The 14,114-nt window shown below is 58.7% G+C and carries 11 protein-coding genes; 5 read left to right on the top strand and 6 right to left on the bottom strand.

Annotated features, from left to right (window positions below; translation table 11 throughout):
- Window positions 1–80 precede the first annotated feature (80 nt).
- Window positions 81–1,859 (bottom strand): ABC transporter transmembrane domain-containing protein, encoded by a 1,779-nt coding sequence (locus tag ACP7D9_RS29145; protein ID WP_426160389.1) that lies wholly within the window; start codon window positions 1,857–1,859, stop codon window positions 81–83.
- 258 nt (window positions 1,860–2,117) lie between these two features.
- Between ACP7D9_RS29145 and ACP7D9_RS29140 the strand changes: the two genes are divergently transcribed.
- Window positions 2,118–2,297 carry a PA1571 family protein gene (locus ACP7D9_RS29140; RefSeq protein ID WP_101158776.1) on the top strand — a complete coding sequence of 60 codons (180 nt, stop codon included), beginning with the start codon at window positions 2,118–2,120 and terminating at the stop codon, window positions 2,295–2,297.
- A gap of 170 nt (window positions 2,298–2,467) precedes the next feature.
- Here ACP7D9_RS29140 and pdxB read toward each other — a convergent pair whose 3' ends face one another.
- Window positions 2,468–3,613 (bottom strand): 4-phosphoerythronate dehydrogenase PdxB, encoded by a 1,146-nt coding sequence (pdxB, locus tag ACP7D9_RS29135; protein WP_426160388.1) that lies wholly within the window; start codon window positions 3,611–3,613, stop codon window positions 2,468–2,470.
- 160 nt (window positions 3,614–3,773) lie between these two features.
- On the opposite strand from pdxB, the gene ACP7D9_RS29130 reads away from it, so the two are divergent.
- Complete coding sequence (locus ACP7D9_RS29130) at window positions 3,774–5,183, top strand: MATE family efflux transporter (RefSeq protein WP_101158787.1); 1,410 nt, start codon at window positions 3,774–3,776, stop codon at window positions 5,181–5,183.
- Window positions 5,184–5,232: 49 nt separating this feature from the next.
- Here the strand turns inward: ACP7D9_RS29130 and tusA are convergent, their stop codons facing one another.
- Window positions 5,233–5,481: a sulfurtransferase TusA gene (tusA, locus tag ACP7D9_RS29125; RefSeq protein ID WP_101158778.1), complete on the bottom strand. Its 249-nt coding sequence runs from the start codon at window positions 5,479–5,481 to the stop codon at window positions 5,233–5,235.
- 65 nt (window positions 5,482–5,546) lie between these two features.
- Entirely contained in the window at window positions 5,547–6,620 is a 1,074-nt protein-coding gene (gene rlmM, locus ACP7D9_RS29120; protein ID WP_101158779.1) for a 23S rRNA (cytidine(2498)-2'-O)-methyltransferase RlmM, read from the bottom strand.
- Between the two features lie 222 nt (window positions 6,621–6,842).
- Here rlmM and acnA point away from each other — a divergent pair, with 222 nt between their 5' ends.
- Window positions 6,843–9,584, top strand: coding sequence for an aconitate hydratase AcnA (acnA, locus tag ACP7D9_RS29115; RefSeq protein ID WP_313005796.1), 2,742 nt, complete (start codon window positions 6,843–6,845; stop codon window positions 9,582–9,584).
- A gap of 315 nt (window positions 9,585–9,899) precedes the next feature.
- Here the strand turns inward: acnA and ACP7D9_RS29110 are convergent, their stop codons facing one another.
- Window positions 9,900–10,388, bottom strand: coding sequence for an SRPBCC family protein (locus ACP7D9_RS29110; RefSeq protein WP_101158782.1), 489 nt, complete (start codon window positions 10,386–10,388; stop codon window positions 9,900–9,902).
- 176 nt (window positions 10,389–10,564) lie between these two features.
- Here ACP7D9_RS29110 and ACP7D9_RS29105 point away from each other — a divergent pair, with 176 nt between their 5' ends.
- Both ACP7D9_RS29105 and ACP7D9_RS29100 read left to right on the top strand, forming a co-directional pair.
- Window positions 10,565–11,479, top strand: coding sequence for an ADP-ribosylglycohydrolase family protein (locus tag ACP7D9_RS29105; RefSeq protein WP_397480161.1), 915 nt, complete (start codon window positions 10,565–10,567; stop codon window positions 11,477–11,479).
- A gap of 48 nt (window positions 11,480–11,527) precedes the next feature.
- Window positions 11,528–11,932: a lysozyme inhibitor LprI family protein gene (locus tag ACP7D9_RS29100; RefSeq protein ID WP_101158784.1), complete on the top strand. Its 405-nt coding sequence runs from the start codon at window positions 11,528–11,530 to the stop codon at window positions 11,930–11,932.
- A 46-nt stretch (window positions 11,933–11,978) separates the two neighbouring features.
- On the opposite strand, the gene mrdA is transcribed toward ACP7D9_RS29100, so the two are convergent.
- On the bottom strand, window positions 11,979–13,871 hold the full coding sequence (mrdA, locus tag ACP7D9_RS29095) for a penicillin-binding protein 2 (RefSeq protein ID WP_426160387.1): 1,893 nt from the start codon (window positions 13,869–13,871) through the stop codon (window positions 11,979–11,981).
- Between the last annotated feature and the right edge of the window lie 243 nt (window positions 13,872–14,114).

Genomic DNA, 14,114 nt, shown 5'->3' with positions numbered 1-14,114 from the left:
TCTTTGATGTAAAAATGCCCGCATTCAATGCGGGCATTTTTTGTAAAGCAAGATCAAAAGATCGCAGCCTTCGGCAGCTCCTACAAGTCGACTGCGTGGCCATCATTAAACTGCAACGCCGCCAGCCGCGCATACAGCGGGTTGCTGGCGATCAATTGCTGATGTGTCCCAACCGCCACCAACTTGCCTTGATCCATCACCGCAATCCGATCAGCGTTTTTCACCGTGGCCAGTCGGTGGGCGATGACCAGCGTGGTGCGGTTTTCCATCAGCGTTGGCAAGGCTTGCTGGATCAGATGCTCGCTCTGTGCGTCGAGGGCGCTGGTGGCTTCGTCCAGCAGCAGGATTGGCGCGTCCACGAGCAAGGCCCGAGCGATGGCCAGGCGCTGGCGTTGACCGCCGGACAGGCCGAGGCCGCCATCGCCCAGATGAGTCTGATAACCATCCGGCATTTGTTCGATGAAGTCGTGGGCGTGGGCAATTCGCGCGGCTTCCTTGACCTGCGCCAGTGTGGCGGTCGGGCAGCCGTAGCGAATGTTCTCCTCCACGCTGCCAAAAAACAGCGCCGGGGTTTGCGACACCAGCGCGAAACAGCGGCGCAGATCCAGCGGGTCAAGGCTGGTCAGCGGCGCTCCATCCAGCAGAATCTGCCCTTCGCGCGGATCGTAGAAGCGCAGCAACAGGTCGTAAACCGTGGATTTGCCCGCGCCGGACGGCCCCACCAATGCCAGGGTTTCGCCCGCCCTCACCGTCAAACTCAAGCCATCGACTGCGTAACTTTCCGGACGAGAGGGGTAGGAAAAGCGCACGTCGCGCAATTCAAGCTCACCTTTGACTCGCGCTGGCAAAGTGACCAGTCCGGCCACCGGTGGCTGGATAATGTTTTCCGAGCGCAGCAATTCCGCGATGCGTTCAGCGGCACCCGCAGCGCGTTGCAGTTCGCCGATCACTTCGCTCAGCGTGCCGAACGCGCTACCGACGATCAGGCTATAAAAAACGAATGCCGCCAGCTCGCCGGCCGATATCCGCCCGGCCATGACATCCATGCCACCAACCCACAACATCACCGCCACCGCGCCAAGCACCAGCACGATCACCAGCGTGATCAACCACGCCCGCTGGAAGATCCGCTTGCGTGCGGTCTCGAACGCCTGCTCTACGGTGGAGGCGAAACGCTGCTCATCCTGCACCTGATGGTTGTAGGCCTGCACGGTTTTGATCTGGCCGAGGGTTTCAGACACGTAACTGCCAATGTCAGCGATACGATCCTGACTCTGGCGCGACAGATTGCGCACGCGACGGCCGAATATGAGGATCGGCGCAATCACCAGCGGCAGCGCAATCACCACAATGCTGGTGAGTTTGGGATTGGTGATGAACAGCAGCACCACACCGCCAATTACCATCAACAGGTTGCGCAGGAACAACGAAAGCGACGAGCCAATCACCGATTGCAGTAGCGTGGTGTCGGCGGTCAGGCGCGACTGGATTTCCGAACTGCGGTTGTCCTCATAAAAGCCTGGATGCAGGTACACCAAGTGATTGAACACTTGGCGACGAATATCAGCGACCACGCGCTCACCGATCCATGACACCAGATAGAAACGGGCGAAAGTGCCCAGTGCCAGGCCTAACACCAGCAACATGAAGATCGCGATGGACTGATTAAGAAGATGCGGCGATCGGGTCATGAAACCCTGGTCCACAAGCAGCTTGATGCCCTGCCCCATTGACAAGGTAATGCCCGCGGTGACGATCAGCGCGAGTAAAGCGCCGAAGGCATGCCAGCGGTACGGCAGGAGAAAATGACTGGTCAGGCGCAAGGCGCGCCGGTGTCGGGAAGATAGCAAGGAGATCATGGAATTCACGTCTGCGCAGATGAATCGGGCCAGCCTACAGACTCAAATGGGGTGGAACTCTGTAAATCACAATGAGTCAGGTTAAATATGCCCGGTATGTCCGGATGCTAGAAACGATTGGTCTAAGGTTGCGGTTGAGACGAGACGGCATTTCTGTTTGAGTAGAGATGCCGCTCGCCGACAGATCGCAGGGAGTTGTCACAGCCTGGTCACGTGGCGGTTTTAACTTAGGCACACAACCTGATGAGGAGACAGGCCATGTCCTTGCAACACAGCAGCGAAGACAAGATTGAAGTGATCCGCACCCAACCCGACCAGTCTCTGGGTTGCTCGATTATCGATGAGCAGGGCCGCGAAGTACCAATCACTGAAGACATGATCCAGGACGCCTGCCGCGAACTGGAGAAGCGATTGGTCAAGCCTGCCGAACAAGAGTGATGTAGCCAACGTCTTCCCGACCCGGCCCTGATTGGCCGGGTTTTTTCTGCGCCTGATTTAGCTGCGAATCGTGTAGGAGCTGCCGAAGGCTGCGATCTTTTGATCTTCAATAAGCAAGATCAAAAGATCGCAGCCTCGTTTCACTCGACAGCTCCTACAGGCCAATGCGGTTATGGGACCGGGGTTGCGCCGAGCGCCGCCACAATCTGGCGCAACACCGGCGCATCCCCTTCAATCCGCACCTTCAGCCCTTCGATCTCGCGTCGTACCGGGTACTGCTTGCGCAATTGGTCAAATGCCGCACGCTGCTCAGCGACATTTCCTACCAGACTGCGGCGAAAATCCGCGTCGTCGCGGCGCGGGTCATACACGCCCCGACACAACATAGCCAGCGCCCACGCCGGATCACTGTCGCCATGCAAGGAAACTTCCGACAACCACGGCGCTGGCAACAGATCACTCAGCTGGATAATCGCAGGCTGGCCGCTGAAAGCGCAGTAGGCCTGGTAGATCTGCGCGGTTCCGCGTTGCTTGCCGTCAAGGCTGTAACCGGCAATATGCGGTGTCGCCAACACACAGAGTTCGGCCAGCGCAGGATCAACTTCCGGCTCCTTTTCCCAGACGTCGAGCACTGCCTGCAGGTCTTCACGCTCCAGCAGCACTTCACGCAGCGCAACGTTATCGACCACAGGGCCGCGCGCCGCATTGATCAGCCACGCACCTTGCTTGAGTTGCTGCAGACGCTGTCGATCAAACAGATGCCAGGTCGCATCGTCGCCGTTACGGGTCAAAGGTGTATGCAGACTGATCACGTCGCACTGCTCGAGGATCTGCTGGAGGCTGACATGATCGCCGCCGTCGGCAGCCTGACGCGGCGGATCGCAAACCTTTACGTTCCAGCCCAAACCTTTCAAGACCTTGATCAGGCGACCACCGACTTCACCGGCGCCGACAACGCCGTAGGTACGCTGAGTCAAATCAACGCCTTCGATTTCGGCCAGTGTCATCAAACTGCCCAGTACGTAGTCGACCACGCCACGAGCATTACACCCCGGCGCGCTCGACCAGCCAATCCCGGCCTCTTTGAAGTAATCGAGATCCAGATGGTCGGTGCCGATGGTGCAGGTACCGACAAAGCGCACCTTGCTGCCCTCAAGCAGCGCACGGTCAACGCGGGTCACCGAACGCACCAGCAACACATCGGCGTGCTCGACCGTGGCACGGTCAATGGAGCGGCCCGACACACGGCGGATTTCACCGAAACCGGCAAAATAAGCATCGAGCAGCGGGATATTTTCGTCGGCAACAATCAGCATGGCGGGCTCCTTGGGCGGATCGGCAGTTTAGGTGCAGACGCGCCGATCAGCCAGCAGGGTTTGCGCTTACAAATACGCAACAGAGGATTTTTCCTGACCGAGGCGTCAGCGGCGTAGAATGCGCCGCTCTGCGCATCAATACTTTCTGGACGCTTCGCCTGTGAACTCTGTAACTGACCAACCCGTCGCCGTCTCCCTGTCCCGCCCTGCGCGGATTCGCCTGGAGTTGAAAAACCTGCTCGCCCTGGCGCTGCCGATCATCATCGCGCAACTGGCGACCACGGCCATGGGCTTCGTCGATGCGGTGATGGCGGGACGCGTAGGGCCCAAGGATCTGGCGGCGGTAGCATTGGGCAACTCGATCTGGGTCCCGGTGTTTCTGTTGATGACCGGCACCTTGCTGGCCACCACGCCGAAGGTCGCGCAACGCTTCGGCGCTGGCAAGCACAGCGAGATCGGTCCGATCGTGCGTCAGGCGCTATGGCTAGCGTTGGTGGTGGGGTTGATCGCCACTGCGATGCTGGTCGCCGCCGAACCGGTTTTGCACCTGATGAAGGTCGATGCCGAACTGATCGACCCGAGCATGCAGTACTTGCACGGCATCGCCAGCGGTCTGCCGGCAGTGGCCATTTATCACGTGCTGCGTTGCACCAGTGACGGCATCGGCCGCACGCGCCCGGCCATGGTACTGGGCCTGTGCGGGCTGGCGCTGAACATTCCGCTGAATTACATCTTCATCTATGGCCACTTCGGCGTGCCGGCCATGGGTGGCGTCGGCTGCGGCTGGGCCACGGCGATCGTGATGTGGGTGATGGCGCTGGGCCTGGCCGGCTACGAACGCTGGGCACCGGCCTATCGCTCAAGCGAACTGTTCAGCCGTTTCGACTGGCCGCAGTGGGCGGTGATCAAACGTCTGCTATCGATTGGTTTGCCGATCGGCATCGCGGTGTTTGCCGAGTCGAGCATCTTCGCCGTGATCGCCCTGCTGATCGGCAGCCTCGGCGCGACGGTGGTGGCCGGGCACCAGATCGCGCTGAACGTCAGCTCGCTGGTGTTCATGATTCCCTATTCGCTGGGCATGGCGGTCACCGTGCGTGTCGGCCAGGCGCTGGGCCGTGAGGAACCGCGTGAGGCACGTTTTGCCGCTGGAGTCGGCATGGGCACCGCACTGGCCTACGCCTGCCTGTCGGCGAGCCTGATGCTTTTGCTGCGCGAGCCGATTGCATCGATCTACACCGCTGATCCGACGGTGATTCATATTGCGGCGATGCTGATTGTCTATTCGGCGCTGTTCCAGTTTTCCGATGCGATCCAGGTGACCGCCGCCGGCGCGTTACGTGGCTACCAGGACACTCGCGTGACGATGATCCTGACCCTGTTCGCTTATTGGGGGATCGGTTTGCCGGTAGGTTATGCGCTGGGGCTGACCGACTGGCTCGGCGAGTCACGTGGCCCGAGCGGGCTGTGGCAGGGTTTGATTGTCGGCTTGAGTTGCGCGGCGCTGATGCTGTCGATTCGTCTGACACGCAGCGCGCGCAAGCGGATCCGGATCAGTCGTTCGCTCGGCTGATCACCCATAAAAAAAGACCTGCATTTGCAGGTCTTTTTTTTGCCCAGAGTCAGGGTTTCTTGCGAATCCAGTACAGATAAGTACCCGCTTCTTCATGCTGGCTGACCAACTCATGGTCGAGGAACACGCAAAACTTGGGGATGTCACGTTTGGTCGAAGGATCGGTAGCGATCACCTTCAAGAGGCCGCCGGGCACCAGGTCGCGGATGTGCTGATGCAACATCATCACCGGTTCCGGGCAATTGAGGCCGGTGGCGTCGAGGGTGCCGTCGACCGGAGAATCGATCATTTCACTCATGGTTCACTCCAGAAACTGGCCGGCATTGTCGCGCATTGCCCGGGATCTCGTCCAACCTCTATGGGTCAGCGAGACTTGGGCTTTTTGCTGTCATGCCGGCGCAGGTGGCAGGTCACTTCCTCACGATCGTGATACAGCTGCTTGCAGCCAATATCTACCTTGATTCCCCGCGCCTTGAAACCATCGGCAATGCGTTCCAGCAGCCGCTTTACTTCGGCATAACGCTGCTTCATCGGCAGCTTCAGGTTGACCACTGCTTCGCGGCAATGTCCCTCGCCAATCCATTCTTCCAGCATCGCCGCGTTGCGCGCCGGTTTCTCGACGATGTCGCAAACCATCCAGTCAACCGGCTGCTTGGGCTTGAAGGTGAACCCGTCCGCCATCAAATGCTGAACCAGGCCGGTGTCCATCAGGCTTTCAGCCATCGGGCCGTTGTCGATGGCGGTGACCAGCATGCCGCGGTTAACCAGTTGCCAGGTCCAGCCGCCCGGCGCCGCGCCGAGGTCGACGCCGGTCATGTCGCTGTGCAGACGGTCGTCCCACTGATCACGCGGAATGAAGTGGTGCCACGCCTCTTCCAGCTTCAGGGTCGAACGGCTTGGCGCTTCGCGGGGAAACTTCAGGCGCGGAATGCCCATCGGCCACATGGCCGAATTGCCGGCATCAGCCATGCCGAGGAACACCTCACGACCACTTTTAAAGGTCAGCAACAAACGCGGCTTGCTGGCGTCCTCCACCAGTTTGCCGGCGGCGGTCAGCGCCTTGCGCAGCGGGCCCTCGAATTTTTTGCAGAAGTTCGACAGTTCCTTGCCGTCATTGGTATCGACCACTTCCAGCCACAGGCTGCCGCACACCCGGAAATCGGCCATGTGCGCCAGGATCACGCTGATGCGGTCGTTTTCTGGCAGATCGATGAAAAAACCACGCGCCCACTGGCGCGGGAAGATCAGCTCAGCGAAACGCTGACCGCGCATCAGGCGTTCAGCGCCATCGGCTTCGGTGCAGACAAACTCGGCGCAGGCCGCGGCCGTTTTGGCTTTGGCGTAACCGGCGACATTGAGACGGGCGGCGAGGTCGGAAATCTCCGAACAGACTTCGCCTTCGAAGCCGGGCCGGCAATGCATGAATAGGGTGTTCATTCTTACTCCTGGGCAGCGGCCGATGATTCGGCCGCTGCGCGATGCTCAAGCCTTGCGTTGCCGCAATGCCTGTCACGAAAACCGGCGCATGATAGCCGAAGTCGGAACCTTGGTTCCGCTCATAGAGTCCAGTTATTAGCCAGCTACTCAAAACAGGGCTAGGTTTAATGCTCTGCCCGTCCCCTCAGTCCGTAGCCGTGCGGACTCAAAGGAGTGATCGTAATGCCGTCCCTCGATAGTCTGAAGTCACTGAAAACCCTACAAATTGACGCCACGACCTACCACTATTTCAGCCTGCCGGAAGCCGCCAAAAGCCTGGGCGACCTCGACAAGCTGCCGATGTCGTTGAAGGTCCTGCTGGAAAACCTGCTGCGCTGGGAAGACGAAAAAACCGTCACCGGCGCCGACCTCAAGGCCATCGCCGCGTGGCTCAAGGAGCGCCGCTCCGATCGGGAAATCCAGTACCGCCCGGCCCGTGTATTGATGCAGGATTTCACCGGCGTCCCCGCCGTGGTCGACCTGGCGGCGATGCGCGCCGCTGTGGCCAAGGCCGGCGGCGATCCGCAACGGATCAATCCATTGTCGCCGGTGGATCTGGTGATCGACCACTCAGTAATGGTCGACAAGTTCGCCAGCGCCAGTGCGTTCGAGCAGAACGTCGACATCGAAATGCAACGCAACGGCGAGCGCTACGCCTTTCTGCGCTGGGGCCAGAGCGCATTCGATAACTTCAGCGTGGTACCGCCGGGGACCGGCATCTGCCACCAGGTCAACCTCGAATACCTCGGCCGCACCGTGTGGACCAAAGACGAAGATGGCCGCACTTACGCATTTCCCGACACGCTGGTCGGCACGGACTCCCACACCACCATGATCAACGGACTCGGCGTACTTGGCTGGGGCGTTGGCGGGATCGAAGCGGAAGCCGCCATGCTCGGGCAACCGGTGTCGATGCTGATTCCCGAAGTGATCGGCTTCAAACTCACTGGCAAGCTCAAGGAAGGTATCACCGCGACCGATCTGGTGCTGACCGTGACGCAGATGCTGCGCAAGAAAGGCGTGGTCGGTAAATTCGTCGAGTTCTATGGCGACGGCCTCGCCGACTTGCCACTGGCCGACCGCGCAACCATCGCCAACATGGCTCCGGAGTACGGCGCGACGTGCGGCTTCTTTCCGGTCGACGATGTCACGCTCGAATATTTGCGCCTGTCGGGCCGGCCGCCGGAAGTGGTGAAGCTGGTCGAGGCATACACCAAAGCTCAAGGCCTGTGGCGGCTGCCGGGTCAGGAGCCGGTGTTCACCGACAGCCTGGCGCTGGACATGGGCAGCGTCGAAGCGAGTCTGGCCGGGCCGAAACGCCCGCAGGATCGCGTTTCGCTGCCGAATGTCGCGCAGGCCTTCAGTGATTTCATCGACCTGCAATTCAAACCCACCAGCAAGGAAGAAGGACGCCTGGAAAGCGAGGGCGGTGGCGGCGTGGCGGTGGGCAACGCCGATCTGATAGGCGAAGCTGACTACGAATACGAGGGCAAGACGTATCGCCTGAAAAACGGTGCCGTGGTTATCGCCGCGATCACTTCCTGCACCAACACTTCCAACCCGAGCGTGATGATGGCGGCCGGGTTGCTGGCGAAGAAAGCCGTCGAGAAAGGCCTGACGCGCAAGCCGTGGGTAAAAAGCTCACTAGCCCCTGGTTCGAAAGTCGTCACTGATTACTACAAGGCTGCCGGGCTGACGCAGTACCTTGATCAACTCGGTTTTTCACTGGTCGGCTATGGCTGCACCACCTGCATCGGCAACTCCGGGCCACTGCCGGAGCCGATCGAGAAAGCCATTCAGAAGGCCGATCTGACCGTCGCTTCGGTCTTGTCCGGCAACCGCAACTTCGAAGGCCGCGTACATCCGCTGGTGAAGACCAACTGGCTGGCCTCACCTCCGCTGGTCGTCGCCTACGCATTGGCCGGTAGCGTGCGCACCGATATCAGCAGCGAACCGCTGGGCGAAGACCAACAGGGCAATCCGGTATATCTGCGCGACATCTGGCCAAGTAGTCGGGAAATCGCCGAGGCGGTGGCTCAGGTCAATACGGCGATGTTCCACAAGGAATACGCCGAAGTGTTCGCCGGTGATGAGCAATGGCAAGCCATCGAAGTCCCGCAAGCGGCGACTTACGTTTGGCAGGACGATTCGACCTACATCCAGCATCCGCCTTTCTTCGACGACATTTCCGGTCCTCTGCCGGAGGTAAAAGACGTCAAGGGCGCGCGGGTCTTGGCTTTGCTGGGTGATTCGGTAACCACAGACCACATCTCCCCCGCCGGCAACATCAAGGTCGACAGCCCTGCGGGGCGTTATCTGCAGGAAAAAGGCGTCGAGCCACGCGACTTCAACTCTTATGGATCCCGTCGCGGCAATCATGAGGTGATGATGCGGGGCACGTTTGCCAACATCCGTATTCGTAACGAGATGCTCGGGGGCGAGGAAGGCGGGAATACCTTTTACATTCCCACCGGGGAGAAAATGGCGATCTATGACGCTGCGATGAAATATCAGGCTGCGGGCACGCCGCTGGTGGTGATTGCCGGTCAGGAGTATGGCACCGGGTCGAGCCGTGACTGGGCGGCGAAAGGCACCAATCTGCTGGGCGTCAAAGCTGTAATTGCGGAGAGCTTCGAGCGTATTCACCGCTCGAATCTGGTTGGCATGGGTGTGCTGCCATTGCAGTTCAAGCTTGATCAGAATCGCAAGAGCCTCAATCTGACCGGCAAAGAGACGTTCGAGATTCTGGGATTGACCGGCGTTGAGCTGAGGCCGCGGATGAACCTGGCTTTGGTGATCACTCGCGAGGACGGGCGTCAGGAGAAGATTGAAGTCTTGTGCCGGATTGATACGTTGAATGAGGTCGAGTACTTCAAATCCGGGGGGATTCTGCATTACGTATTGCGGCAGTTGATTGCTTCGTAACGGGTGACATTCGCAGCAGGCTGCGGTTTCTTTGACTTTGGCTTTAGAAGCAAAATCAAAAGATCGCAGCCTTCGGCGGCACCTGCATACAGACGAAAAAAAACCCGCCGAAGCGGGTTTTTCCCAAGACCATTATCGACTCCCTGTCGGCAGCGATCCTTGCAAATGGTCGATCATCCATGATCCTGAAACACTCCCTGCGTCTCAGTTGATGTGTGTAGATTACCGAGTGGATCCAATCAGCAATAGTCGTAAAAGCTATCAACGCGTGTAAGACATTCGCCATACAACCACTTCCGAAAACCCTTAGACCCTTCAGGCATTTCCGCTTTCACGGGCCTTCGCGCTTTCGGCGAGGAACTGTTCAAGCCTGCTCAATTGCTCCTCCCAACCACGACTGTCCATGTAATACGCCTCCTTCTGGCGGATGTCGGGAATGTGTGCAAAGCCCGATTCCGAAACCTTGAGCAACGTACCCTTTTCGAAGTCCTGCAATTCGAACTTGACCAGCGTGGTCGGCTCTTGCGAGTAATCGATCTTCGGATTGACCGCATACGGGTGCCAGCGGAAAGAAAACAACTGCTGCGGCTCGACGCGCTCGATCAGCACATTCCACAACACGTGTTCATAACCGGGGTACGTGACCTGGCCTTGCGTCCATTCACCTGCAATGAACCGCCGGCCCTCGAGCGCCACGCCAAACCACTGACCAAATGCCTCGGCATCGACCAATGCACGCCAAACGTGGGAACGCGACGCCTTGAGCGTGATTTTGCGTTCGAAACTGTTAGGTACTGGTTTCATACGTCACCTCCTGTTCTGAACACTAGGCTTGTATGACCACATGTCCAATGCGAAGTTGTATCGAAGCGCTGCAGCCAGTGATTCGAGCGGACACATCCTGCCGTAGTTTCCGCTCTGTGATCAGCCTCGTCTGACCTGTTATCTTTCCCGCGAATTCGCAGAAACAAGGAAGAATCATGCAGCCTTCTCTCGCCGATCGTTATCGCGGCGCCCTCCTCGGTTTGGCTTGCGGCGATGCGGTCGGCACAACAGTGGAGTTTCAACCGCGAGGATCATTCCAGCCGGTCAGTGATATGGTTGGCGGTGGTCCGTTCCAGCTCAAACCTGGGCAATGGACCGATGACACCTCAATGGCGCTGTGCCTGGCCGAGAGCCTGCTGAGCAAGAATGGGTTCGACGCGGCTGATCAGATGGGCCGCTATCTCAACTGGTGGAAATGGGGATACCTGAGCTCCACCGGTGAATGTTTCGACATCGGCATGACCGTTAGCCGGGCGCTGCATCAGTACCAGCAAACTGGGGAGCCTTTTGCCGGCTCGACTGACCCGCTGACTGCCGGCAACGGATCGCTGATGCGATTGGCGCCCGTCGTGCTGTTCTATTTCCCCGACATTCGACAGATCCAGGCCTTTGCGGCCGACAGTTCGCGCACAACTCATGCCGCGCCGGAGGCAGTCGAGTGCTGCCAATTGCTGGCTGATCTGATCAGAAGAGCGCTTGAGGGTGCGGACAAAACGCAGCTTCGCCGGTCGTCACTGTCAGAGCTTTCCCAGCCCAAGGTGGTTGCTATCGCGCGGGGTGAATACCTCGACAAAGGCGAGACTCAAATCAAAGGCAGCGGCTATAGCGTCCAATCACTGGAAGCCGCTTTGTGGTGCTTTCATCACACGCATACGTACACCGACGCCGTACTCACAGCAGCCAATCTGGGTGACGATGCGGATACGACAGCGGCTATCGTGGGCCAATTGGCAGGAGCCTACTACGGGGCTCGAGGAATTCCCGAACACTGGCTGGAGCGACTGCATGAAGTCGAGGAAATCACGGCCACGGCGGATCGCTTGCTTGAGGCGTCCCGCTTTCGTACATAACAATCGCTACACTGTGGTGCTCTTTACATTCGATACCGTGAGAACCTCATGTCAGTACGCGTGCTTCTGGCCTTTGCGCCCTTTGTGTTTTCCCCATTCGCCCATGCCGCCACTGACTGTGCCAATGCCAGCGATCAGGCAACGATGAATCAATGTGCGGGGCAAGCGTTCAAAGCGGCAGACAAGGAACTGAATGCGCTGTACCAGCAGGTCACCGGGCGCTTGAAGGACAACCCGGAAGGCAAGAAGCTGCTGGTCAACGCGCAGCGGGCGTGGATCAGCTTCCGGGATGCCGAGTGCAAGTTTTCGGCATCTGGGGTGGCGGGCGGGAGTGTCTATCCATTGATTTACAGCGTTTGCCTGACCGGCATGACCAAGACGCGTGTCGAGGCACTCAAACACTATTTGAAATGCGAGGAAGGTGACATGAATTGCCCGGTTCCCGGAGCGTAATTACAGGCTCGCCTCGCGGGAGCCTGTACTGTGAAACCGTTACGCCTCAGACGTGAGGATCGCCCGGCGCTTTGCTCGGCGCTGCGTATTGCGGCTTGAGGTGGCCATCCTGGTCGAGTAACCAAGCGTCCATGATCTGTCTCACTACTGGACCGGCAACACGACCACCCGCCTCGCCGTTTTCGATCATTACCGAGATGGCGATTTTCGGATGTTCGGCCGGTGCGAATCCTACAAACAGGGCGTTGTCACGGTGGCGCTCGAGGGTTTTTTCGCGGTTGTAGCGCTCACCCTGCTTGATCGCCACCACTTGCGCCGTACCACTCTTGCCGGCGATGCGGTATTGCGCGCCCGCAGCGGCCGCTCGGGCAATGCCTCGAGCATCGTGCATGACCATCTGCATGCCGTGGTTGACCTGCTCCCAATCGCGCGGATCCTTGAGCAGGATATTCGGCATCGGATGCTCGTCAACCGGCGCAACGCCATCGACAGACTTGGCCAGATGCGGCCGATTCCATATCCCCTTGTTGGCGATCAGGGCAGTGGCTTGAGCCAATTGCAGTGGCGTGACCTGCATGTAGCCTTGGCCGATGCCAAGAATAACCGTCTCGCCGGGATACCAGGCCTGTCGCCTTGTAGCGCGTTTCCACGCTTGCGACGGCATCAGGCCGGGCGACTCTTCAAACATGTCCAGCGAGACTTTTTCACCTAGGCCAAACATCGCCATGTAGTCGTGCAGACGATCAATGCCAAGCTTGTGCGCAAGGTCGTAGAAGTAGGTGTCGTTGGAACGCATGATCGCCGCGTCCATGTCCACCCAGCCATCACCGCTGTGGTTCCAGTTGCGATACTTGTGTTCGAAGTCCGGGAGTTGGTAATAGCCGGGATCGAACACGCGGGTCTGCGGAGTCACGACCCCAGCGTCCAGCCCCGCGATGGCGACTTCCGGTTTAATCGTCGAGCCTGGGGCGTAGAGGCCACGCAACACGCGGTTGAACAGCGGCCGGTCGATGGAATCCCGCAGCGCCGAATATTCCTTCGAGCTGATGCCTGTGACGAACAGATTCGGATCGAAACTCGGATTGCTGACCATCGCCAGCACTTCTCCCGTGGACGGATCGAGGGCTACCACTGAACCACGACGATCGCCCAACGCCGCTTCAGCGGCTTCCTGCAGCTTGACGTCGAGGCTGAGGACGATGTTTTTACCTGGCACCGGATCGGTGTGCTTGAGCACCCGCAGCACTCGGCCTTGAGCGTTGGTTTCGACTTCTTCGTAACCGACATGGCCATGCAGCTGCGCTTCATAGAAGCGCTCGATACCGGTCTTACCGATGGATTGCGTACCACGGTATTCAACGGAGTCCAGGGTTTTCGATTCTTTTTCATTGATCCGGCCGACATAACCGATCGAATGGGCGAAATGTGCGCCGAGGGGGTAGTGCCGGACGAACTGCGGTTCGACATCAAGACCCGGCAGACGGAACTCGTTGACCGCCAGGACGGCGATTTGCTCTTCCGTCAGCTCATAAAACAAAGTGACCGGTGTGAACGGATGCCGGGATTGCTTCATCGCCTTATCGAATACCGTGCGGTCTTCTGCAGGCAAGTGCAGCAAGTTGATGACTTCGCCCAGCTCCTGATTGATGTCAGTTGCACGCTCACGGGTGATGGTCAGGTTGTAGCTGGGACGGTTGTCGGCGAGAAGGACACCGTTGCGGTCGTAGATCAGCCCGCGCGTCGGCGGAATCGGCAAGACGTGGACACGGTTGTTTTCGGAGATGGTCGAGTGGTACTCGAACTCCACGACCTGGAGGATGTATAGGCGCACAACCAGAGCACAGCTGATGGCGAAGACGAACAGAGCACAGGCAATCAATCGTTTATTGACCAGCCGCGTCTCTTTTTCATGGTCCTTGATCGGGATTGGTTCAGGCATTTCTACAGCAACTCTTTGACATAAATGAGTGCCGATCCGTGGGCAGAATATCAGTCCGTTAAAAAACGAGCTGCACCATACCAAAACTGGCTGTCCACTTCAGAATGAAATTACCCGATGGCACCTGAAAAACTTTCTCGCAGGCAAAACAAAACCCCAACTGCTTACGCAATTGGGGTTTCGGAATTTAATCTTGACGATGACCTACTCTCACATGGGGAAACCCCACACTACCATCGGCGA

Origin of the sequence: Pseudomonas sp. TSRC2-2 (assembly GCF_049897785.1) — a bacterium.
Lineage (GTDB): Bacteria > Pseudomonadota > Gammaproteobacteria > Pseudomonadales > Pseudomonadaceae > Aquipseudomonas.
The sequence above is the reverse complement of the archived record's forward strand: the minus strand, read 5'-3'. Positions and strand labels throughout refer to the sequence as shown.

What these genes read in the sequence shown, in the direction of transcription:
- ACP7D9_RS29145 (WP_426160389.1), bottom strand. Translation starts at nt 1,859, where the DNA reads ATGATCTCCTTGCTATCTTCCCGACACCGGCGCGCCTTGCGCCTGACC.
- ACP7D9_RS29140 (WP_101158776.1), top strand. Translation starts at nt 2,118, where the DNA reads ATGTCCTTGCAACACAGCAGCGAAGACAAGATTGAAGTGATCCGCACC.
- pdxB (WP_426160388.1), bottom strand. Translation starts at nt 3,613, where the DNA reads ATGCTGATTGTTGCCGACGAAAATATCCCGCTGCTCGATGCTTATTTT.
- tusA (WP_101158778.1), bottom strand. Translation starts at nt 5,481, where the DNA reads ATGAGTGAAATGATCGATTCTCCGGTCGACGGCACCCTCGACGCCACC.
- rlmM (WP_101158779.1), bottom strand. Translation starts at nt 6,620, where the DNA reads ATGAACACCCTATTCATGCATTGCCGGCCCGGCTTCGAAGGCGAAGTC.
- acnA (WP_313005796.1), top strand. Translation starts at nt 6,843, where the DNA reads ATGCCGTCCCTCGATAGTCTGAAGTCACTGAAAACCCTACAAATTGAC.
- ACP7D9_RS29110 (WP_101158782.1), bottom strand. Translation starts at nt 10,388, where the DNA reads ATGAAACCAGTACCTAACAGTTTCGAACGCAAAATCACGCTCAAGGCG.
- ACP7D9_RS29105 (WP_397480161.1), top strand. Translation starts at nt 10,565, where the DNA reads ATGCAGCCTTCTCTCGCCGATCGTTATCGCGGCGCCCTCCTCGGTTTG.
- ACP7D9_RS29100 (WP_101158784.1), top strand. Translation starts at nt 11,528, where the DNA reads ATGTCAGTACGCGTGCTTCTGGCCTTTGCGCCCTTTGTGTTTTCCCCA.
- mrdA (WP_426160387.1), bottom strand. Translation starts at nt 13,871, where the DNA reads ATGCCTGAACCAATCCCGATCAAGGACCATGAAAAAGAGACGCGGCTG.